This is a genomic window from Acidovorax sp. 62, from assembly GCF_002754495.1.
In the GTDB taxonomy this organism is placed as follows: Bacteria; Pseudomonadota; Gammaproteobacteria; order Burkholderiales; family Burkholderiaceae_C; genus Acidovorax.
In genome coordinates this window covers 2,684,685-2,706,967 of record NZ_PEFJ01000001.1, presented here as the reverse complement: position 1 = coordinate 2,706,967, position 22,283 = coordinate 2,684,685, and the positions used below count along the sequence as shown (strand labels likewise).

The 22,283-nt window shown below is 65.5% G+C and carries 17 protein-coding genes; 9 read left to right on the top strand and 8 right to left on the bottom strand.

What is annotated here, in order from left to right:
* Positions 1-30: 30 nt before the first annotated feature.
* A complete protein-coding gene (locus CLU86_RS12160; RefSeq protein ID WP_233194981.1) occupies positions 31-1,173 on the bottom strand; it encodes a porin in 1,143 nt (380 codons plus the stop codon).
* Positions 1,174-1,550: 377 nt separating this feature from the next.
* Between CLU86_RS12160 and CLU86_RS12155 the strand changes: the two genes are divergently transcribed.
* Positions 1,551-3,704 (top strand): M48 family metallopeptidase, encoded by a 2,154-nt coding sequence (locus CLU86_RS12155; protein ID WP_099741772.1) that lies wholly within the window; start codon positions 1,551-1,553, stop codon positions 3,702-3,704.
* Positions 3,705-3,796: 92 nt separating this feature from the next.
* On the opposite strand, the gene CLU86_RS12150 is transcribed toward CLU86_RS12155, so the two are convergent.
* The 6 genes from CLU86_RS12150 to bfr form a co-directional block, all read right to left on the bottom strand.
* Positions 3,797-5,917 (bottom strand): TonB-dependent siderophore receptor, encoded by a 2,121-nt coding sequence (locus CLU86_RS12150; protein WP_099741771.1) that lies wholly within the window; start codon positions 5,915-5,917, stop codon positions 3,797-3,799.
* A 136-nt stretch (positions 5,918-6,053) separates the two neighbouring features.
* On the bottom strand, positions 6,054-8,240 hold the full coding sequence (locus CLU86_RS12145; RefSeq protein ID WP_099741770.1) for a TonB-dependent siderophore receptor: 2,187 nt from the start codon (positions 8,238-8,240) through the stop codon (positions 6,054-6,056).
* Positions 8,241-8,379: 139 nt separating this feature from the next.
* Positions 8,380-8,712, bottom strand: coding sequence for a DUF3325 domain-containing protein (locus CLU86_RS12140; RefSeq protein ID WP_099741769.1), 333 nt, complete (start codon positions 8,710-8,712; stop codon positions 8,380-8,382).
* Positions 8,713-8,716: 4 nt separating this feature from the next.
* The gene (locus tag CLU86_RS12135) at positions 8,717-10,495 is read right to left on the bottom strand and encodes a PepSY domain-containing protein (RefSeq protein WP_099741768.1); all 1,779 of its coding nucleotides are present in this window, start codon (positions 10,493-10,495) and stop codon (positions 8,717-8,719) included.
* Complete coding sequence (locus CLU86_RS12130; protein WP_099741767.1) at positions 10,492-10,800, bottom strand: DUF3649 domain-containing protein; 309 nt, start codon at positions 10,798-10,800, stop codon at positions 10,492-10,494. The genes CLU86_RS12135 and CLU86_RS12130 overlap by 4 nt, the downstream gene beginning before the upstream one ends.
* Positions 10,801-11,124: 324 nt before the next feature.
* Positions 11,125-11,601, bottom strand: coding sequence for a bacterioferritin (gene bfr / locus CLU86_RS12125; protein WP_099656295.1), 477 nt, complete (start codon positions 11,599-11,601; stop codon positions 11,125-11,127).
* 263 nt (positions 11,602-11,864) lie between these two features.
* Here bfr and ahpC point away from each other — a divergent pair, with 263 nt between their 5' ends.
* The 8 genes from ahpC to CLU86_RS12085 all read left to right on the top strand — a co-directional run bounded on the left by ahpC (position 11,865) and on the right by CLU86_RS12085 (position 21,187).
* The gene (gene ahpC, locus CLU86_RS12120; RefSeq protein ID WP_099656294.1) at positions 11,865-12,440 is read left to right on the top strand and encodes an alkyl hydroperoxide reductase subunit C; all 576 of its coding nucleotides are present in this window, start codon (positions 11,865-11,867) and stop codon (positions 12,438-12,440) included.
* Positions 12,441-12,621: 181 nt separating this feature from the next.
* Positions 12,622-14,190 carry an alkyl hydroperoxide reductase subunit F gene (gene ahpF / locus CLU86_RS12115; RefSeq protein ID WP_099741766.1) on the top strand — a complete coding sequence of 523 codons (1,569 nt, stop codon included), beginning with the start codon at positions 12,622-12,624 and terminating at the stop codon, positions 14,188-14,190.
* 302 nt (positions 14,191-14,492) lie between these two features.
* Complete coding sequence (locus CLU86_RS12110) at positions 14,493-16,739, top strand: TonB-dependent hemoglobin/transferrin/lactoferrin family receptor (protein ID WP_099741765.1); 2,247 nt, start codon at positions 14,493-14,495, stop codon at positions 16,737-16,739.
* 44 nt (positions 16,740-16,783) lie between these two features.
* Positions 16,784-17,128 carry a hypothetical protein gene (locus CLU86_RS12105; protein ID WP_099658752.1) on the top strand — a complete coding sequence of 115 codons (345 nt, stop codon included), beginning with the start codon at positions 16,784-16,786 and terminating at the stop codon, positions 17,126-17,128.
* The gene (locus CLU86_RS12100) at positions 17,125-18,246 is read left to right on the top strand and encodes a hemin-degrading factor (protein ID WP_099741764.1); all 1,122 of its coding nucleotides are present in this window, start codon (positions 17,125-17,127) and stop codon (positions 18,244-18,246) included. The genes CLU86_RS12105 and CLU86_RS12100 overlap by 4 nt, the downstream gene beginning before the upstream one ends.
* Positions 18,243-19,160, top strand: coding sequence for a hemin ABC transporter substrate-binding protein (locus CLU86_RS12095; protein ID WP_233194979.1), 918 nt, complete (start codon positions 18,243-18,245; stop codon positions 19,158-19,160). The genes CLU86_RS12100 and CLU86_RS12095 overlap by 4 nt, the downstream gene beginning before the upstream one ends.
* Before the next feature lie 21 nt (positions 19,161-19,181).
* A complete protein-coding gene (locus CLU86_RS12090; protein WP_233194977.1) occupies positions 19,182-20,303 on the top strand; it encodes an iron ABC transporter permease in 1,122 nt (373 codons plus the stop codon).
* Positions 20,304-20,359: 56 nt separating this feature from the next.
* Positions 20,360-21,187 (top strand): heme ABC transporter ATP-binding protein, encoded by an 828-nt coding sequence (locus tag CLU86_RS12085; RefSeq protein ID WP_099743536.1) that lies wholly within the window; start codon positions 20,360-20,362, stop codon positions 21,185-21,187.
* Positions 21,188-21,262: 75 nt separating this feature from the next.
* On the opposite strand, the gene CLU86_RS12080 is transcribed toward CLU86_RS12085, so the two are convergent.
* On the bottom strand, positions 21,263-22,084 hold the full coding sequence (locus tag CLU86_RS12080; RefSeq protein WP_099656288.1) for a pyruvate, water dikinase regulatory protein: 822 nt from the start codon (positions 22,082-22,084) through the stop codon (positions 21,263-21,265).
* Between the last annotated feature and the right edge of the window lie 199 nt (positions 22,085-22,283).

Below are 22,283 nucleotides of genomic sequence, written 5' to 3'. Positions count from 1 at the left end.
ACTTCGTGATGGAAAGAAGCGTTGTGCTACTCAGAAAGAGTGGCTGATGCCCAGGTCCAAACCGGTCGATCCGGTATTTGCCACACCTGCGGGACCGCCGATCAGGCCAGTGCTGGCTCCATTTTTGTTGCTGACACGTGCGACCCCTGCGTACAACGAGGTGCGCTTGGAGAAGTCGTAGACGTAACCGACGGAATACTTGTCGGACTTGCCACCACTGCGAGTGAGGGCTGTGGCGTTACCACTGAACTTGGCGCTGGCGTACTTGATGCGAAGGCTGCCCGGCCCCACTGGGATGGTTGTGCCCAGGTAGAACCCATCCACCTTCCCGGAGGTTGTGCCGTTGGCGGGTTCCCACTTCAGGCTGTTGTATCCGCCATTGAGCACAAAACTACCGAAGTTGTAGGAAGCGCCCAGCACCAAATCTTCCAGATCGCTGGTTGCCGCAATGGCGCTGGGCGAAGTCATGGCTGCAGTGCCGTTCATCTTGCCGTAGCCGATGCCAACGTTCAGTGGCCCAGAGCGATAGCCCAGGTTACCCCCGACGTATTTGCGCGCCTTGCTTGCGCCAGAGTTGGAGGCGTTTTCATCACCAAAGGAAACCGCGACCTGGCCGTAGACACCGCCCAAGTCCTGCGGGAGCAAGTAGCCTACGGAGTTGCTGATGCGCGTGCGATCCACGGTGCCGCTCTGGCTGGCCGCGTTATAGGCCGTCTGGCGGATCGTCTGGAACAGGTTCGCCTGCACGCCTGTCGTGGTGTCGGGACCGCCAAACGCGGTAAAGATGTTGTAGCTGGGGGTGTAGTCGCGGCCCAGGCGGATTTCTCCCCAAGAGTCGTTCATCAGTCCGATCGTGGAGCGGCGCTCGAAGCCCAAAGAGCCGTTGCTACCGCCACTGCCGGTGTCTGGGTTGAGGCCACCTTCGAGCCAGAACTGAGCACGGTTGCCACCACCGAGGTCTTCAGTGCCGCGAAAGCCAATCAGACTGGTCTTGCCTTGGCTGGAATTCAATGCATTGAGCCTGGCGTTGCCAACCTTGGCGCTGGTGATGCCGACGTCCACTACGCCAAAAACGGTGACGGAGGATTGCGCCAATGCCAAGCTGGAAGCCGAGGTCACCAATGTGCCAATGGCAAGTGCCAGGTAGTGCGAGCGCGTTTTTTTTGTTTTCATTGCCGTGATGTGAGTTGAATTTATCGAAGAGGATGACGGTGACTTTCTGGCAGCCGCTGTTACCAATTTAAACAACGCATAAGTCATATTTGTTACAGCTGTGGTGCATGGCATGAAAGCCAGGGCGGTGACAGGCAATGCAATGCACGCGCCCCTTCGTGCACAAATACACAAACGGTTGCTTCTTGGTTGCGCGGGCTGTGCGCTGCGGCCTTGTGCGGCGGCAGAATCGGCCCGCTTGGCGTGGTGGCGCCTGGGAAGGTGCCCACCACGCGGGGTTGCGGAGGAGGCAGCCCTTGTGCGCTCAGCACTGTGCGCCTTGCGCACCCTCTGGGCCACGCCCTACCTGTCCATTCAAACCAACGATTCAAATCACTATGGCATCTTCATTGGGTCAAAAATTCCGCAAGGCCTGGAACCGCTTGCCCAGCAGCGCACAGCTGGTGCTGTGGGCGGTGTGCATTCCCTTGCTGCTGTCTGGCATCGGGCTGTGGGAGTACCGCCAGTACCAGCACCCGGCTTTGTCTCCAGCGCAGCTACAACTGCTGCAAGAAGTGGCGCAGGCCCAGGCCGCACTGGCCGAGAATCCGCGCGCCTCACTCACCATCGATGGGCAAAAGTACAGCGGTTTCTCTGCATCGCTCAAGCTGCAGCAGATCGCCAAAAGCGCCAAGGGCGACAGCGAAGCCCATGACCAGGTGGCGTCGGTGGTGCGCCCGGCCAGCATCGTGGCCATGGTGATGGGTGTGCTGGCGGCCCTGGTGGCGCTGGCAGGGCTGTGGGGCGTCAATGCCGCAGGCCGCCGGGCTTTGCAGTCGCGCGATGCGTTGATGGTGCAGTTTGCCCGTTGGCGCAACCTGCTGCCCACCTACCTCACGGTGCACATGGGCCTGCTGCTGGCCACGGTGGGGGCGCTGCTGGTGGTGCGCCTGGGCGTGGCGTACCAGGTGGTGATCCTGGGCCATGCAGGCAAGGGCGAGATGAAGTTCCAGGCGCTCATCTTGATCCTGGCGGGCACGGTGCTGTGGTGCGGCGTGACGCTGCTGCGCGCGCTGTACAAGTCGCTGCAAGAGCTGCACGACGAGCCCAGCGAAGTGATGGGCGTGACCGTGTCGCGCCAGGAGGCCCCCGCGTTGTGGGCCTATGTGGACACCCTGGCCCAGGGCGCCGGTGCCGCAGCCCCCGCCCACCTGGTGGTGGGGTTGACCGATGGCTTTTACGTCACGGCCCATGCCATGCGCCTGGTGCCCAGCGGCCAGCAGCTCACGGGCGAGACCATGTACCTGCCGCTCACCTACCTGTCGCTGCTGCAGCGCGATGAGATCAGCGCCATCCTGGCCCACGAGCTGGGCCACTTTGCCGGGGCCGACACGGCCTACAGCCTGCAGTTCTCGCCCATCTACCAGCGGCTGGTGGCCAGCCTGCACGCCATTTATGGGCGCGAGGACAGCAGCCCGTGGATGGACCTGCCCGCCACCTCGTTCATCGAATACCTGCTGGAGCGCTTTGACCTGGCGGTGAAGCACTGGAGCCGCGAGCGCGAGTTTGCCGCTGACCAGGTGGCGGCAAAGCTGGTCAGCGGCGACGCCATCGCCCGCTCGCTGGTGCGTGTGACAGCCTTGCATGAGGTGGTGAGCGATGTCCTCCATGAGATTGGCCGCCGCCCGCAAGACGTGGGCAGCGACGTGGTGCAGATGCTGCACGATGCTGTGCAGGCCAAGGGCCTGACGGCCCCCAACTTCGCCACCGAAGTGGCCACCGTGCACCCGACCGACACCCACCCCCCCACGCTGGAACGCGCCAAGGCCGTGAACGCCCCCGTGACCGATGCCATGGTGCAAGCCGCTCTGGTGCAGCCCGATGCGCAGGCGCTGGTGTGGGTGCGCTCACTGTTCGCCGACAGCCAGGGCCTGCAGGCACGGCTGTTGAATGACTTCAAAGGCGTGGCGCAAGAGCACAACGAGCAGGTGCGCAAGGATCTGGCCGAGGCGGTGCAGCAAGCGCAAGGCTCGCTGGACCTGTATGAGCGCCGGGGCAATGTGTGGCTGTTTGGTGGGATGGCGCTGGTGGCTTTGATCAGCGCCGTGGCCATCACCGCCCAGGCCCTCGCGGCGGGCAAGTCGTTTGCCCGTGTGCAGGATGTGGTGATGATTGCCTTGGCCTGCTTTGGTGGGCTGGCAGGTATGGCCTGGTTGTTCTGGCGTCGCTCTTCGGTCATGGTGATGCAGCTCACGGCCGAGGGCATGCGCGTGCCGGGCTGGCCGCAGGTGGTGCCCTGGTCAGCCGTGGCGAACTATTCTTCCACCGTGGTCAACGGCTCCAACATGGTCATGACCTTTGACCTGGACCCTGCCGCCCCGCGCCTGCAGGCCCCCCACACGAACCTGCGCCGTGTCACCTACCGCCCCCAGAAGAACAAGCTGGTGGTGGGCACCACCAAAGTCAAAGGCATGGACCTGGAGGCCCTGCACGATGCGGTGCAGCGCTACCTTTCGGGTTGGCATGCGCGCCAGCATCTGGAGTCGATGTAATCACAGCGGTGGCCGAGCCACCCGCCTGCGCCGAAATGCGCAGCCCTCCCCCTGCAGCCCCGGCGCACCCTCGATTGCACTGACTCGGTGGACTAGTACTTGGCCTTCAGTGCCACGGTGATGCGGCGGGGCTCCCCGTAAAAGTTCTGGCGGCCCAAGCTGCCCACTTTTTCGTAGTAGGTTTTGTCCAGCAGGTTGTCCACCGTCAGGCTCACGCCCAGGTGGTCATTGATCTGGTAGGCCACTTGTGCGTTGAGCAACGCATAGTCGCCTGACACCAGCCGCAGCGCGCCACTTTGTGCGTAGAACTCGCTGCGATACGACACGCCACCGCCCACACTCCATCCCTGCAAACCGGGGCTGCGCAAGGCGTAGCGGGTGGACAGGTTCAGGCTGTGGCGTGGGGTGACCGGGCTGAACACCTGGCCTTGCTGCGCAGCGGGTGCCTGCAGGTACTTGGTGTCGGTGTAGGCGTAGCCCGCCAGCACATCCCAGCCGGGCGCCACCTGGCCGCTCACTTCCATCTCCAGGCCCTGGCTGCGCACTTTGCCGCCCGGGATGGACGCGGTGGTCACCACTGGGTCGGCAATGGCGCGGTCGCTGTCGAGGATGCGAAACACCGCCGCATGGGCTTGCAGGCGCTTGTTCAGGAATTCACCCTTCACCCCCAGCTCGACCTGCGAGCCCGTGCGCGGGGGCAGCAGGCTGCCAGCAGCGGTCAGCGCAGATTGCACCACCATCGTCTCGGCATAGCTGGCGTAGGCCGTGGTCTGTGCGTTCAAGTCATACAGTGCCGCCACGGACGGGATGAACTGCCGCCCCGGGTTGGCGGTGGAGGTGATCTTGCCGTCGCTCAGGCGCTCGGTCTCTACCTTGGCCCACGACAGGCGGCCGCCCACCAGCACGCGCGCGCGGTCGGTCACGCTCAGCTGGGCCTGGCCGTACATCGCGTTCTCGGTGCGGCGGGTGTCGCTGTCATACCCGGGCAGCGTCAGCACGGGGTAGGGCGCGGTGTAGTTGGGCGCAAAGATGTTGGCGGTGGACGTGGGGCCGTACACGTAGTTGCCGCCCAGGCTGTTGTTCTGGCTGTGGCTGGCACCCAGCAGCACGCGGTGGGTGCGGCCCAGCCACTGCACCGGCGTGGTCAGGTAGGCGTCGTAGTTGCGGTCGGTGTTCTCCTGCAGGTAGTCCACCGTTTGCATCTGGTAGCTGCCATTGGCGGCCACGGCCGAGTTGGCGCGGGCGGCGCTGTAGAACGATTCGCGCTGCACCTGGCGCGCCGCCAGCTTCACCAGTCCACCATTGGCCAGGCGGTGTTCCAGCTCGGCAAAGGTGTCGGTGGTGTCGAGGTTTTGCTGGTTGCGCGCCAGCCCGGCAAAGGTGGAGCGGGGCACGTCGAGCAGGCGGCCATCGGCATAGGCGGGCAGGCCCTGGTCGATGGTGGCGCGCACGCGCTGGCGGGTGTGGCCCACCGATAGCGTGGTGGCCGCGTTGATGTCCAGCTCCACCGTGCCATAGCCCGCTTGTTTGTCGTTGGACAGCGTGTCCACAAAACTCTTGCGCTCATCAGAGACCACCACCAGCCGCCCGCGCAGGCTGCCCGTGGCGTTGAGTGCCCCGGTGATGTCCACATCCGCGCGGCGCATGTCCCACGCGCCTGCGGACAGGGTGGCTGACAGGCCCAGCTGGCTGCGCGCACGCTTGCGCACCAGGTTGATGGTGCCTCCCGGCTCGCTCGCGCCTTGCAGCAGGCCGGAGGGGCCACGCAGCACTTCGATGCGGTCGTAGATGGCGGTGTCCAGCGCCGTGGCAAAGTTGGCGCCCTGTGGAATGGCGATGCCGTCGAGCTGGATGGCGCCGATGTCAAACCCGCGTGCCTGGATGGTGTTGTAGTTGCCCGCGCCGTCCAGGCGCGTCACGTTCACGCCGGTGGTCTGCTTGACGGCGTCTTCGAGCTTGGTGATGTTCAGGTCATCAAGCCGCTGGCGTGTGATGACGCTGATGGACTGCGGCGTCTCGCGGGGCGACTGCACCAGCTTGCCCACGCTCACCTCGCGGGCGGTGTACTGGCCCGAGCCTTCGGTGGCCGCGCTGTCGGCGCCGTCGGTCACCTTCACCTCGGGCAGTGCGGTGGTGGTCTGTGCCTGGGTTTGCTGGGCCGTGGCCATGGTGGCCAGCAGCGAGACCGCAAGGGCCAGTGGGTGCATGCGCATGGTGCTTCTCCTCCTCGGTATTTGAAATATTGCTATTGAATTGGTAGCTGCTAGCGCTTATTGATAAAGCGCTGGAGGCCTGTTTCGCTTGAAATGGCGTGCGCGAGCGATGCGCACGCCGGTTTGCGTGCGGGGGTCAGAAGTGCGTGCGCAGCGTGACCTGCAGGGCGCGGGGCGAGCCCGGCAGGATCAGGTTGTCGTTGCTGCCGTGGCTCGATACGTAGTACTTGCGGTTGGCCAGGTTCTTCACGTTCACGTCCAGGTCCCACTGGCCCAGCGTGTATTGCAGGGCCGCATCCACCGTGGTGTAGGCGGGCAGGGTGACCAGGTTGGTGAGCGAGGTGAAGCGTTCACCCACATGGTTCACACCGCCGCCCAGGCGCAGGCCCTGACCCAGGTCTTTCATCACCCAGGCAAAGGCGCTGTTGCGGGGCGTGAGGGCGGGTACCTTGCCCAGGGCTGGCACGGCTGCGGTGGGCAGCTGCGACGAGGTGGTGGTGGCCAGCGACTTGGTCATGCGGCCGTCCAGGTAGGCGTAGCCTGCGCTCACATCCCAGCGGCCGGGCAGGCGGCCGTTGGCGGTCAGTTCAAAGCCATTGGTGCGCTGCGTGCCCACGTTGATCTGGCGCGATGGGTTGGCGGGGTCGGTGTTCTTGATGTTGGTGCGCTCCAGGTTGAACAGGGCGCCCGTCAGGTTCAGCTTGCCATCGAGCAGGTCCAGCTTCACGCCAATTTCTTTGTTCTGGGTGATTTCTGGCTCGGCCGCCGTGATGTTGGTGGCCAGGGCAAAGGCCTCGGCCGAGGGCTGGAACGACTTGCTGTACGACACGTAGTACGAGACGGTATCGCTGGGCTGCCACACCAGACCGGCGCGGGGGCTGAGCTTTTTGTCGGTGCGCGAGAGCGTGGCGAGCTTGCGGTCAAAACGCGTCTCTTGCCCGTACACGTCGTAGCGTGCGCCCACCAGGGCTTTCCACTGGGGGGCCAGCGTGATCTGGTCTTGCCAGTACAGCGCGGCGGTGTCTTGTGTGGTGTGGCTGGGGATGGCGCTGTCGGCGTTGTAGTTGGCCGCCGGGATGACGGGTGCCGCCCCACTGGGGTTGAGGATGGACACCCGGTCGGCCCCGCCCGAGACGGATTCAGAGCGCTTCTTTTGCTGGCCCAGTTCCATGCCCATCAGCCACTCTTGCTTGAGCCCGCCGAGCTGGTTGCGCCAGGTCACATCGGTCTGGTTGAACACGCCCTTCTCGTCGCGCAGGATGAAGGCGCGGGTGCGGCCCACCGTCATGGCGACGGGGTCGGTGGTGCCACCGGGCAGGGTGTTGTAGCGGTCCAGGCTGTAGTCGTAGGCGCGCGTCACGTTGCGCACCGACCAGTCGTCGTTGAAGCGGTGATTGAGCGTGGCGGTGAACGACTGCATGGCGCTGGTGGTGGTGTCGTCCTGCGCGGCGTTGCTGGAGCCGTAGTAGGTGCTGGCCGCCACGTTGACCGGGCGCCCGTTCAGCGCCGGGATGCCGAAGTCCGTCAGGCGCTTGTCGCGGGCGTGGGTGTATTGCAGCAGCAAATCGGTTTGCGGCGCGAGCTTGAGGGCCAGCGACGGCGCAAAGTTGTGGCGCTTCACAAACTGCTGGTCGCGGTAGCTGCCAGAGTCTTCCACGGCGGCATTGAGGCGAAAGGCCGCCGCATCGCTGATGCCCACGTTCAGGTCGGCCGTGGCGCGGCGATAGTCAAAACTGCCCACGCCCACCGAGGCTTCGCCAGAGGTCTCGCCAAACTGCGGTTTCTTGGTGACGCGGTTGATGAGGCCGCCCGAAGACCCGCGCCCATACAGCACGGCGGCCGGGCCTTTGAGGACTTCGATGCGCTCGATGTCGGCCAGGTCGCGGAAGTACAGCGCGTCGTCGCGCACCCCGTCCACAAACTGGTCGGCAATGGCGGTGAAGCCGCGAATCACCACCTGGTCGCGCTGGCCGTCACCGTGGCTCATGGCCACACCGGGCACGTTGCGCAGTGCGTCTTCCATCGAGCGGGCGCCCTGGTCGCGCAGCAACTGGGCAGGCACCACGTTCACGGCCTGTGGCACATCGCGCAGGGGCGCGCTGCCCTTGGTGGCGGTGGAGGTGGCCGTGGGGGTGTAGGTGTCGTCTTGCGGCGCGGCCTTGATGGTGACTTCGCCCAGCGCCTTGGGGGCGGCGGCGTCGGCCGGGGTGCCTTGGGCCAGGGCGGTGCCACAGGCCAGCAACAACACGGCCGCAGCGAGTGGGCTGAGGGTGTGGGCCAAGGGCGCGGTGTTCCACAGGTGTGGCGTGGACGATGAAGGCATAGCGATTCCTGAGAGGAGAGTGGATGAAACACAGGGGCGCCGCACCACCGCGCAGGCAACAGCCTGCGCACGGTGGCGCTGCACTGGAAGACGGGCAACGGCGGCAGTGAAAGCCGCTTGGGTGCTGAAACCCGCTGGGCTAAAACCCGCTGAAGTACGCCAGCAGCCCTGCCGCCAGCGCTGTGGCGCCCAGTGGGGGGGCGCGCTGGGGCAACCAGGTCACGGTGGCGGTGGCCGCCACGGCCGCCACCGACAGGGCTGCGGCCCACACCGTGACACCGATGGAGGCTGGCACGCCCGGTGGCGTGCGGGTGGCCAGCCACAACGAGGCCAGCAAGAGCACCCAGCCCACGCGGCGCAGCGTACGCAGGCGTGCGGCGGCGGCCTCGTGGCCCAAGGCGTCTTCGTGGTGTTTGTCCATGCCCAGGGCCATGGCCAGCCAGGCTGCAAAGCAAAACAGGAAGGCAGACATGGGTTCAGGTTCCTGCGGTGATTTCTGAGGCCGCGTTGGGCAGGGCATGCGCCGCCGGCGCGGGGGCTTGGGGCGCCGCCGTGTGGGTGCGGGCGGGCCGTTGTTGGGTGGGGGACGCCTTGGTCGGCTGGCGGCGGTGCAGGTGCCACGCCACGGCGCCCAGCACGGCGCCCGTGGCCAAAAAGGCCAGGTCCAGCCCCGCCCAGGTCCAGTCGCCCGCAGGCAAGGTGACGCCCAGGTGGGCGGATGTGGTCAAGGCATTGAGCACGGGCAGCAAGGCCCACACCACAGCGGCCAGGGCTACCACCACGGTCCAGCCCATACGCCGGGGGCACAGCAGGCCCCACACCAAGGCCAGGGCCCAGGTGGCAAAGAAGCAGGCCAGCTCGGTGTCGGCACGCTCGGGCAGGGCCAGCGGCAGCAGCCGGTTGGCGGCCAGGAACACGCCGCAGGCCAGCGGCAGGCCCGCCAGGGTGGCAATGTTCAGGCCCGCCACCAGGCGCTCGCCCAGCGGCAGGCGCGGCGGGGTCTGGGCGGCGCTCTTGCGCTTGGCCTGCGCGCTGCGCTTGACGGACCACAGCACCATGCCGGTGGCAATCATCAAACTGCCCAGCAGGCCAAAGCCAAACAGCGTCCACCGCAGGCCCGTGCCTGCGAAGCGGGCCAGGTGCAGCCCATACAGCACGCCATAGGTGGCGATGCCAGCGCTGGTGGGATTGGCCTCGGCAATGGGCTGCGCGGTGGTGGCATCAAACAGCAGGCGGGGCGGGCGGTATTGCAGGCGGTCGCCCTCGTGGCGGGTGACTTCCACCACCGGGTTGCCCTTGGTGTCGCGCCGCGCCTGGATGGCGCCAATGCGGCCGCCCTCCCAGTGCTTTTGCGCCGCGGCCATGATGGTGGCCATGGGCACCAGCGGCAGGGGATCGACCTTGGCCCCTGGGTCGCGCCGGGCCCGGCGCTCGGGCTTGTCGCCCTGCAGGTCTGCAAAGTAGGTGTTCGAGTCCACCTTGCCATCGGCCCCGACATACGCCGTGGCGATGCCGCTGGGCAGGTACAGCGAGTGGAAGATCATCAGCCCGCTGAAGGTGATCATCAGGTAAAACGGCAGCACCAGCACGCCCGAGACGTTGTGCGCATCCAGCCAGGCCCGCTGGCCGCCTTTGCCGGGGCGGAAGGTGAAGAAGTCTTTGAAAATGCGCCGGTGCGTGACCACACCGGTCAGCAGGGCAATGAACATGAGCAGCGTGGCCACGCCCACCACCCAGCGGCCTTCCAGCGTCCAGCGGCCCTTTTGCGCAGTGCGCAGCTCAAAGTGAAAGCGGTAGAAAAAATCGCCCCCCATGGACTGGCGGATGTCCACCGCCTCGCCCGTTTGCGGGTTCATGCGCAGGGTTTCAAAGCGGCCATTGCCCGTGTCGCGCCACAGCACGTTCACGGCCGGGTCGCGCTCGTCGGGCAGGTGCATGATCCATTGGGTCACGTCCGGCACCTTGCGGTGCAGGGCGGCCAGGGCTTTTTCTGCCGTGTTCGTCTCGGTGTCTGCGGCGGTGGCAGGCAGCCCGTGCAGCTCAGGGTGCGTCCACAGGTTCAGCTCGTTTCGGAAGAACGACAACGTGCCTGTGAGAAAGATGGCAAACAGCAGCCAGCCCAGCACCAGCCCGGCCCAGGTGTGCAGCCACGACATGGCTTGGCGAAAGCCTTCGCGGTCGTTCGGTGTCTTGGCTTTGGCCCTGGCCCCTGCCTGTGCGGGCAGGGCGCTCTCGGTGGCTGGCAACGTGCTCATGCAGCAGCCCCCAGCCAGCGCGGCGCCATGGCCACGGCGCCCATCACGGCCGCGGGTGCCAGCGTGCCCAGCCAGGCGCCCCAACTGGTGCGCGCATAAAACACCCAGGCCACCGCTGCGGCATACGCCAGCCAGGCCAGCATGGTGGCCGTGAGCACCGCATCCACCCGGGGCATGGCCTGTGCCAGCGCCAGCGACAGCGCCGCCGCAAATGCCGCAGCCACAGCATAGCCCCCAGCGGCAGCGGCCAGGGTGCGTGAGGCAATGGTGAGGCGGTACCGCCAATCGACTCGGGCGGTTTTCATGGCTGTACCCGTGGGGCAAAACGATGGGTGCAGAGTGCGCGGCGCGGCATGGCAGGGGCTCCAGTTTGGGGTGGTTCTCAGAACCAATTCAAAGGCTGGCTGCTTACCGGGTTGGCTCCGGTCATGCTGGCTTGCTGGGCCGCGATTCTACTTTTATTGAGAAGTATTCGTATTCATTTTGTAAAGATTTGCTTGTGTTGGCGCAAGATTGCAACGACCTAAAGCGGGTGCGTGGGCCAAGCCTGGGCGAAAAAAAACGGGCCTGGGCCCGTTGAGAGTGCGGTGGTGCCGCAGCGAGGTCGTGCCAGGCACGCCCCGGTGTGATCAGTCCGCGTCGCCCATTTGCGACTGCAGGTAGTTTTGGATACCCACCTTGTCGAGCAGGTCGATCTGGGTTTCCAGAAAGTCGATGTGCTCTTCGGTGTCGTCCAGGATTTTTTGCAGCAGGTCGCGCGAGACATAGTCGCGCACGCTTTCGCAGTGGGCAATGCCTTCCTTGATGGTGGCTTGTGCGCCTTGTTCTGCGCGCAGGTCGCAGGCCAGGATCTCTGGCACGTCTTCACCCACTTGCAGCTTGGCCAGGTCTTGCAGGTTGGGCAGGCCGTCCAGCATGAAGATGCGGTCCATCAGCCAGTCAGCATGCTTCATCTCGCCAATCGACTCTTCGTATTCCTTCTTGGCCAGCTTGTCGAAGCCCCAGTGCTTGAGCATGCGGTAGTGCAGGAAGTACTGGTTGATGGCCGTGAGTTCGTTCTTCAGTTGCGCCTGCAGGTGCGCGATGACTTGTGCGTCGCCTTTCATGGGGGCTCCTTCCTTGTTTGTTGTGTGGATGCGCGATTGTGCCGGGCCTGAGAGTGCGCTGACAACACAAGCCCCTGTTGGCCCGCATTGGCTGCGTGTGATGCGCAATACCGTTTGCATTCGCGGGCCTTTTGGGGAGCAGATACTCTTTCATAAAATAGTCACAGGCAATTGATTCAATGAAATCAATTAATTGGATGCATGGCTCCAATGCGCCTAGACTTCAGTCCTGTTCAGTCAACCAACCCTTTAAGGAAACAGCAATGTCCCTGATCAATACGCAAGTCCAGCCTTTCAAGACCGAAGCTTTTGTGAACCGCAATGGCAAGGGTGAGTTCATCACCGTGACGGAAGAAAGCCTGAAGGGCAAGTGGTCCGTGCTGATCTTCATGCCTGCCGCTTTCACTTTCAACTGCCCCACCGAAATCGAAGACGCTGCTGACAACTACGCTGCCTTCCAGGCCGCTGGCGCAGAGGTCTACATCGTGACGACCGACACGCACTTCTCGCACAAGGTGTGGCACGAAACCTCCCCCGCCGTGGGCAAGGCCAAGTTCCCCCTGGTCGGCGACCCAACGCACACCCTGACCAATGCTTTTGGCGTGCACATCCCTGAAGAAGGCCTGGCACTGCGCGGCACCTTCGTGATCAACCCCGATGGCGTGATCAAGACCCTGGAAATCCATTCCAACGAAATCGCCCGCGACGTGTCCGAAACCCTGCGCAAGCTCAAGGCTGCCCAGTTCACCGCCGCCAACCCTGGCCAAGTGTGCCCCGCCAAGTGGAAGGAAGGCGCCAAGACTCTGGCTCCATCCCTGGACCTGGTCGGCAAGATCTAAGCCCTGCATTGCATCGGCTGAGCGCGCGACTGCAGCGCGCTCCCCAAAGCCGGACAGCGCCATGGCGTTCACGCCATGCCGTCCGGCTTTTTTTCGCCCGGAATTTGGCAATCAGGCTTGAAAGCACAGCCGCTTGCCCTTAAACCTACAAGACCACAACTCGAATTTTTAGGAAGCCACCATGCTCGACGACCAACTCAAATCGCAACTCTCGGCCTATCTGGAACGCGTGCAACAGCCGTTTGAACTGGTGGCTTCTCTGGACGACAGCGACACTGCCCGCGAGATGCGCGAGCTGCTCGAAACCATCCAATCCCTGCGCGCCGACAAGATCACGCTGCGCACCGACGGCAACGACGCCCGCAAGCCATCCTTCAGCCTGCAGCGCGTGGGCGGCGACAACAGCCTGCGCTTTGCTGGTCTGCCCCTGGGCCATGAGTTCACCTCGCTGGTGTTGGCCCTGTTGTGGACGGGCGGCCATCCACCCAAGGTCGAGCAAGAAGTCATCGACCAGATCAAGGCGCTGGATGGCGACTTCCACTTCGAGATGTACATGAGCCTGACCTGCCACAACTGCCCGGACGTGGTGCAGGCGCTGTCGCTCATGGCCATCTTGAATCCCAAGGTCAAGACCACGGTGATCGAAGGCGGCGCCTTCCAGGCCGAAGTGACCGAGCGCGAAATCATGGCCGTGCCCATGGTGTTTTTGAACGGCCAACTGTTTGGCTCGGGCCGCATGACCTTGGAAGAAATCGTCGCCAAGCTCGACACCGGCTCTGCGGCCCGCGAAGCCGCCAAGCTCAGCGCCAAGGATGCATACGACGTGCTCATCGTTGGCGGTGGCCCCGCTGGTGCCGCAGCGGCGGTGTATGCCGCCCGCAAGGGTATCCGCACCGGCGTGGCTGCCGAGCGTTTTGGCGGCCAGGTCAACGACACGCTGGGCATTGAGAACTACATCTCGGTGCTCGAAACCGACGGCCCCAAGTTTGCCGCGGCCCTCGAAGCCCACACCCGCGCCTACGACGTGGACATCATGAACCTGCAGCGCGCCGAGAAGATCATCCCCGCCGCGCAGCCCGGCGGCCTGATCGAGGTGCAACTGGCTAACGGCGGCACGCTCAAGTCCAAGACGGTGATCCTGTCCACCGGCGCCCGCTGGCGCAATGTGAACGTGCCCGGCGAAGCCGAGTACAAGAACAAGGGCGTGGCCTATTGCCCGCACTGCGACGGCCCGCTGTTCAAGGGCAAGCGCACGGCGGTGATTGGCGGCGGCAACTCGGGCGTGGAAGCGGCGATTGACCTCGCAGGCATCGTGCAGCACGTCACGCTGATCGAGTTTGCCGACCAGCTCAAGGCCGACGCGGTGCTGGTGAGTAAGCTCAAGAGCCTGCCCAACGTGACCATCCACGCCAACGCCCAGACCACCGAAATCACTGGTGCCGACGGCAAGGTGAACGGCCTGAAGTACAAGGACCGCGCCACGGGCGAAGAGCACCTGGTGCCGCTGGAAGGCGTGTTCGTGCAGATCGGCCTGGTGCCCAACACCGAATGGCTCAAGGGCACGGTCGAACTCTCCAAGTTCGGCGAGATCGTGATCGACGCCAAGGGCCACACCAACGTGCCCGGCGTGTTTGCCGCCGGTGACTGCACCACAGTGCCGTACAAGCAGATCGTGATTGCGGCGGGTGCCGGGGCCACGGCAGCGCTCAGCGCGTTCGACCACATGATTCGCATGCCTGTGGTGGCTTGATGTGAGTTAAATTGGGCTCTAGCGCTTATGGATAAAGCGCTAGAAGCTATAGAAAACGTAGCAAATCAGGCGCCTTCAGCGCTGAACAGAAAGCCGGGGGGGCGATGCTGCCCCGGCTTTTTTCATGGGGTGGCTGTGCCAAGTTCCTTGGAGGGCGTGGGGTAGTTGTTGGTATTGATAATTATTCTCATGTAATATATTGCATCCACGCCAGCCAGCGCAGGCCTCCCCATGCTTGGGGCACGGTCTGCACGCGGAGCCAGCTTCTTGTCACGCATTTTTGACCCAGGAAGAGGCCCGCTTTGGCGCACGTTCACGCATCTTTTTTTCGTTCTCCGCTCCCCCTCAAGCCGGTCGCGCTGGCAGCGGCCCTCACCGTCGCGTCCTTGTCGGCAGTGCACGGCCAAGAGCTGCTGGCCCAGGCCGGTGGTACGCCGCAGCTCAAAGAGGTGGTTATCAGCAGCACGCGCAGCGAGCAAAACCCCGACGACCTGCCCATGCGCATTGACGTGATCAATGCTCAGGCGCTGGAGGAGGGGCAGGTGCGCGATCTGCGCGATGTGGCGCGCGACCAGCCCAACATCACCGTGCCGCGCTCGCCTGCGCGCTTCACGCTGGCCAGCGGCTCCACGGGGCGTGACCAGAATGCGGGCTTCAACATCCGGGGCCTGGAGGGCAACCGGGTGCTGATGCTGGTCGATGGCATTCGCTTGCCGCGCAGCTATGTCTTCAGCGCCAATGCCTTTGGCCGTGACTATGTGGACGTGGGGCTGCTGCAGCGCATCGAGGTGCTGCGTGGCGCAACCTCGGCTCTGTATGGGTCTGACGGCATGGGGGGCTTGGTCAACTTCATCACGGCCGACCCGTCCGCCTTTTTGAAGGACGGCAAAACCCTGGGTGGCCGCGTGAGTGCTGCCTATGACGGTGATGACGATGGCAAGCGCTTGGGTGCCACGCTGGCGGGCCGCACCAACGATACGGTGCAGTGGCTCATCAGCGCCAACGTGGGCCGCGCCAACGAGCTGGAGAACATGGGCACCAACAGCGCGGCCAATGTGGACCGCACGCTGCCCAACCCGCAAAAGGACAAGAACGCCTCGGTGCTGGGCAAGGTGGTGGTCACCCCCGGCGGCGGACAGCGCCATGTGTTCACGCTGGAGCATGTGGACAAAACGGCCGACTACGAGCTGCTGAGCGCCCGCAGCAAAGCGCCGCTCACCAGCACCTCGGTGCTGGGTTCCACCTCGTTCACCGACATGCAGCGCAGCCGCGCCACCTGGGAGGGCAACTGGCGCGTGAACGCCGCCTGGGCCGACGATGTGAAGGCGGTGCTCAGCTACCAGGATGCGCAGTCGCGCGAGTACATCACCGAAGACCGCAACACCGCCGCCGACCGCGTGCGCGATGTGACCTATGACGAGCGCACGCTGCAGGCCAACCTGCAGGGCAGCAAGCTGGTCCGCATGGGATCGGGCGCAGATGCCTGGGCGCAAAAGCTCACCTACGGGCTGGACTACACCCGCGCAGAGGTCGAAAACCTGCAGACCGGCGTGACGCCGCCTGCGGGCGAGACCTTCCCGCTCAAGCGCTTCCCGGACACCACCGAGAGCAGCGCCGCGCTGTATGTGCAGGACGAGTTCATCCGTGGGCCGTGGAGCATCACGCCTGGCGTGCGTTTCGACAGCTTCCGCATCAAAGCCGACCAGGCTGGTTTTGCGGCCAACGCCGTCTCGCTCTCGGGCCACGCCACATCGCCCAAGCTGGGTGTGCTCTACCGTGCCAACGAGGCATGGAGCCTGTATGGCAACTACGCAGCGGGCTTCCGTGCGCCCAATGCCGGGCAGGTGAACGCGTTCTTTGAGAACACCGCCCAGGGATACAAGAGCATTCCCAACCCCAACCTGCGCCCCGAGAAAAGCCAGAACTTTGAAGTGGGTGCACGTGGGCGGCTGCAGGCCTTGTCCATTGAGGCGGCTGCCTTCACGGGACGCTACAAAGATTTCATTGAGGACTTGCAGGTCGTTGGCGGCACGGGTGCGCCTGGCAATCCTGTGGTCTATCAGTCCATCAACCTGGGCCGCGTCAAGATCGACGGCTTTGAAATCAAGGGCAACATGGCCTGGGGCGACTGGCTGGGTGGGCGCATCAGCACGCCCTTTGCCTACGGCCAGGCGCGCGGGCGCGACACCAACACGGGCCGTGCCGTCAACTCGGTGGAGCCGCAGCGCTTGACGGCCGGCGTGCGCTACGACACCGCCGCCTGGCATGTGCGCCTCGATGCCACCCACAGCGCTGCCAAGAAGGCAGACGACGTCTACACCGCTGCGGGCAGCACGCAATACCTCACCCCCGCCTACACCACGCTGGACCTGAGCGGCCAGTGGCGCATCCGCAAGGACCTGCGCCTGAATGCAGGCATCTACAACCTCACCGACAAGAAGTACTGGCGCTGGGCCGATGTGCGCGGGCTGGCTGCTGGCAACAGCACCATCGACGCCTACAGCCAGCCAGGGCGCTCGGTGCGCGTGTCGCTGGTGGCGGACTTCTGACGCACGCCACCCCAACCCCTGTCCACCCCAACCAGGAGAACCCCATGGGCACCATCCCCGGTGACAACACCGCCACCCCAGAGGCCAACCGCGACGAGGAATACAGCATGCCGTGCATGGAGGCCCTGCTGGCAGGCACGTTGGCGCTGATGACCGGTTACGCGCAGGCTTGCTGCGACAGCCACCGCGAAGCCATGGCCCGCAAGATCGCCACCAACCTGGAGGCGCTGGGCCAGGCCCAGGCGCTGAGCCCGCACTTTCGCACCATGCTGTGGAACCTGCAGGCGCGCTGGCAACCGCAGGGCCTGCAAGAGCACGCGAGTGCCGCCCTCACGGCGGCAGAGCAGCGCCGCGCGTTGTGGCTGGCCGCACCGGAGGCTGTGCAATGAGTGCCGTGCTGTCTTCGCCGTTGGACGCTGTGCCGCCCGCGGCCCTGGCCCCCGCCATCCGTGAGCAGTTTGCCGCGTTGCGCGCCCAGGGCCTGCGCGCCCGCGATGCGGCCGAGCGCATGCAGCAGCCCGAAGGCGCTGTGGTGGCGGCCCATGCGGGTGAACATGCTTATGCCTTGAAGGCACTGGCCCTGCGCGGGCCGTGGCTGGAGTTGCTGCAAGCCTTGCAGGCCTGCGGCCCGCTGATGGCGTTGACCCGCAACGAATCCACCGTGCACGAGAAGACCGGCGTGTACCAGAACGTCTCGGCCACCGGGCCTGTGGGGCTGGCGCTGGGGCCAGACATTGACCTGCGCCTGTTCTTTGCCCAGTGGCATGCCGGCTTTGCCGTGACGGAGCCGGGCCGCCCCGGCCACCCGAGCGCGCAAAGCCTGCAGTTCTTCAACGCCCAGGGCCATGCGGTGCACAAGATTTATCTGCGCGAGCAGACCGACCTGGCCGTGTGGAACGCCGTGGTGGCGCGCTTTGCCGAGCCCAGCGCGGGCTATGTGTTCCAGCCCGCAGGCCCCAAGCCTGCCGTGCGGCCCGACGCGGACATCGACGCGCAAGGCCTTCAAGAGGCGTGGAGCGCGATGCAGGACACGCACGAGTTCTTTGGCCTGCTGCGCCAATTTGGCGCAGAGCGGCAGCAGAGCTTTCGGCTGGTGGAGGGGCAGTTCACCCAGCGCCTGCAGGTCCAGGCCGTGCCCTGGCTGCTCGAGCGCGCCGCACGCGACGCGCTGCCCATCATGGTGTTTGTGGGCAGTGGTGGCTGCATCCAGATCCACACGGGGCCGGTGCACACCATTCGCCCCATGGACACGGCAGACGCCCGCTGGATCAATGTGCTGGACCCCGGCTTCAACCTGCACCTGCGCACCGACCGCATCGCCGCCGTATGGGCGGTGGAGAAGCCCACGGCCGATGGCGTGGTGACCTCGGTCGAGGCCTTTGACCACGACGGCGAGCTGATGTGCATGTTCTTTGGCGAGCGCAAACCCGGCCAAGCAGAGCTGATAGGTTGGCGCGACCTGGTGGCGGGCTTGCCCCGTGTCGATATGCCGGTGCTGCAGCCATGAAGCACGAGATGAAAACCGCCAGCTCTGCAGCCGGTTCATTGCCGCGCAGAGCCGTGCTGGGCGCGATGGGCGCATGGGGTGCGTCGGCATGGGCTTTCCCCATTGCAGCGTCGGCGCAGACCACCCCTGCGCGCGCGGCGCAGCGCCTGGTGGTGCTGGGCGGCGCGCTGACCGAGGTGGTGTACCTGCTGGGGGCGCAGGCCCAACTGGTGGGCACGGACACCACCAGCCTCTTCCCCGAAGCCGCCCAGCGCACGCCCAAGGTGGGCTATATGCGGCAGCTCTCGGCCGAAGGGCTGCTGTCGCTGCGGCCTGATTGTTTGCTGGGCACCGAAGAGGCGGGGCCCCGTGTGGTGCTGGACCAGGTGCGCAGCGCCGGGGTGCGCATCGAGCTGGTGCCCGCCAGCCACAACTGGGCCGAGGTGCAGCGCAAGGTGGCCGTGGTGGGCCAGGTGGTGGGGCGCGAGAGCGCCGCCCAAGCCCTGTTTGTGCGGCTGGATGCCGAATGGGCGCGCGTGCAGCAGCAGGTGGCCGCCGCCCCGCGCAAGCCGCGCGCGCTGTTCATCCTGTCGCACGGCGGCAGCCCCATGGTGGCGGGCACAGGCACGGCGGCCGATGCACTCATCCGCTATGCGGGCGGTGTCAATGCCGTCACCGGCTTTGCAGGCTACCGCCCCTGGACGGCCGAAGCCCTGGCCGAAGCTGCGCCCGACGTGCTGCTCAACACCACCCAGGGCATCGAAGCCGTGGGCGGTGAAGAGGCCTTCTGGCAGCGGCCCGAGCTGGCCCTGACCCCTGCCTTTGCCCGCAAGGCCCTGGTGGCCATGGAGGCCAACCACCTGCTGGGCTTTGGTCCCCGCCTGCCCGGGGTGGTGCAAGCGCTGCACACGCGCATGCGCAGCCTGGTGGCTTGATCCGCACGGACGGGGACTTCCATGCCATCCACGGCCATTGCCATGGCTGCTTTGAACACCCGCCTGCCCTGGTGGCACCGCGCCAGCCGTGCCCTGCAGGCCCTGGGCCAGCGGCGTTTGCCCGCACGGTGGGTGCTGGGCCTGACAGGGGCCTTGGCGTTGCTTGCCCTTGGCATTGCCAGCACCCAGGGGGCTTACGCACTCAGCCCCCGAGAGTTGCTGCAGGTTGTGCTGAGCGCGCTGACCGGTGCGGAGCCTGCGGGCTCGGGCCATTTGGTGTTCATGCACATCCGTCTGCCGCGCCTGCTGCTGGGCGCTGCCGCAGGCGCTGGGCTGGCCCTGGCTGGGGCGTTGATGCAAGGGCTGTTTCGCAACCCGTTGGCCGACCCGGGCCTGGTGGGCGTGAGCAGTGGTGCGGCACTGGCGGCGGCCACGGCCATCGTGCTGGGTGGCCTGTGGTGGCCTAGCCTGCCGCGCTCTTTGGGCAGCTGGCCGCTGCTGGGTATGGCGTTTGCCGGTGGGCTGGTGGTCACGCTCGTCATCTACACGCTGGCCCAGTCGGCCAGTGGCACGCGGGTGGGGCTCATGCTGCTGGCGGGTGTGGCGGTGAATGCGCTGGCTATGGCGGGCCTGGGGTATTTGAGTTTTGTCTCGACCGATGAGCAACTGCGCAACCTGCAGATGTGGCTGATGGGCAGCTTGGGCGGCGCGCGCTGGGGCACGGCTTCGGTGGTCGCGTTGGCCGTGTGCGTGGCGGCGGCAGGCGCTGGCTGGTTGGCCCGCCCGCTCAATGCCTTGGCGCTGGGCGAGGCGCAGGCGCGCCTCTTGGGTGTGCCGGTGGAGCGCACCAAGCGCTTGGCCATCGGTGTGTCCGCCTTGGCGGTGGGCGCCGTCACAGCCGCCACGGGCGTGATCGGCTTCATCGGCTTGGTGGCACCGCACGGCGTGCGCTTGCTGGCGGGGCCAGACCACCGCGTGGTGTTGCCCGCATCGGCCCTGCTGGGGGCGGCGCTGGTGCTGCTGGCCGACACGGTGGCGCGCACGGCGGTCAAACCGGCCGAGCTGCCGCTGGGCGTGCTCACCGCGGTGCTGGGTGCGCCGCTGTTTCTGGTCATGCTGCGGCAATTCAAGGGGCGGGTGTGAGGCGCTACCCCGACGGGATTACAGAGGGAGAAGGAGAGGCGGCCGAGCGGCCACCGCTGGCCCGTGCCGGGCACGGGTTGCAATGCCTGGATGTGGGCGTGGCCCCGCCGGGGCAGCCCGTGTTGGTGCGGGCCAGCGGCACCTTTGCGCCGGGGCGTGTGACGGCGATCCTGGGCCCCAACGGCGCGGGCAAATCCACCCTGCTGGGCTTGCTGGCGGGGCTGGCCGAGCCCGCACACGGGCAGGTGCTGCTGCAGGGCAGGGCGGTGACGGCGCACCCGCCCGAGCACATCGCCCGCTGGCGCGCTGTGATGCCGCAGGACACTGCCGTGGCGTTTGACTTCACGGTGCGCGAGGTGGTGGACATGGGCCGCTACCCGCACCGCCGCCAGCCCAGCGCCAACGAGGCGCAGGTGGTGGACGCCGCCATGCAGGCCACGGGCGTCGCGCATCTGGCCGGGCGCAGCGTCACGACCCTCTCAGGCGGCGAACGCGCCCGCACGCACCTGGCGCGGGCCTTGGCGCAAATCTGGGAACCGTTGCCAGACGCCCCACACCGCTGGCTGCTGCTGGACGAACCCACCGCCGCCTTGGACCTGGCCCACCAGCACCAAACCTTGCGCCTGCTGCGCCACTGGGCCGAGCAGCACGGTGTGGGCGTGGTGGTGGTGCTGCACGACCTGAACCTGGCACTGCGCTACGCGCACGACGCGGTGCTGCTGGCCGAGGGCTGGGGGCAGTTTGGCGCTGTGGATGCGGTCATCACGCCCGAGGCCGTGGGCCGTGTGTGGGGCGTGGGCTGTACCGACGTACGTCTGGCGGATGGTGTGCGCCAGCTGTTGATGGCGGGCGGTGTTTCCGATTCAGGGTTTGAAGTGTTTTAGGCTGCTAGCGCTTTATTGATAAGCGCTAGAAGCTATCAAGTTGATAGCGTTTAAGGCGCGGCTCTTCAATACGCCTCAATACACCAGTCGCTCAGGCCGCACTTCCTGCAAGATGGTGGTGGCGATCTCTTCGATGGACTTGGTGGTGGTGGACAGCCAGCGGATGCCCGAGCGGCGCATCATGGATTCGGCCTCGGCCACTTCGGCGCGGCAGTTTTCCAGGCTGGCGTATTTGGAATTGGGGCGGCGCTCGGCGCGGATCTCCGCCAGGCGGTCGGGGCTGATGGTCAGTCCGAAAATCTTGCTGCGAAACGGCACCAGGGCAGGGGGCAGCTGGCGGCGCTCGAAGTCTTCGGGGATCAGCGGGTAGTTGGCCGCTTTGAGGCCGCACTGCATGGCCAGGTACAGGCTGGTGGGGGTTTTGCCGCTGCGGCTCACGCCCACCAGGATCACGTCAGCGCCCGCCAGGTCGCGGTTGCTCTGGCCATCGTCGTGCGCCAGGCTGAAGTTGATGGCCTCGATGCGGTCGTTGTATTCCTTGCTGCGGCTGACATCACTGAAGCGCCCAATGCGGTGGTTGGACTTGATGCCCAGCTCTTCTTCCAGTGGGTTGACGAAGGTGCCAAACATGTCCAGCAGCATGCCCTTGCAGCCGTCCTGGATGACCTTGAGCACTTCCATGTTGACCAGGGTGGTGAAGACCACGGGCTTCTTGCCCTCGACTTCGCCGGTGTGGTTGATTTGCCGCACCGCCTGGTGGGCCTTGTCCACGGTGTCGATGAAGGGCAGGCGCACATGGCGGGGCTTCATCTCAAACTGGGCCAGGATGGCGTTGCCGAAGGTCTCGGCGGTGATACCGGTGCCGTCTGACACGAAAAATACGGTGCGGGTGTGCATGGAGGCCCTTTTGTAAACATGATGGACGCCAAACAGGGTTGGGGCAGGCGTTGCGTCCCGATTTGTGTCCGTCCTATTGCGTCGTCAGCCCGTTGCCAGAAGCTCGGGCCTACAATTGTCACAATTATCCAAATTCTCACCATGCACACCGTCGGCCTACAACCACAACGACAAAGCTGCAGCCTGTGCATGGCCGCTT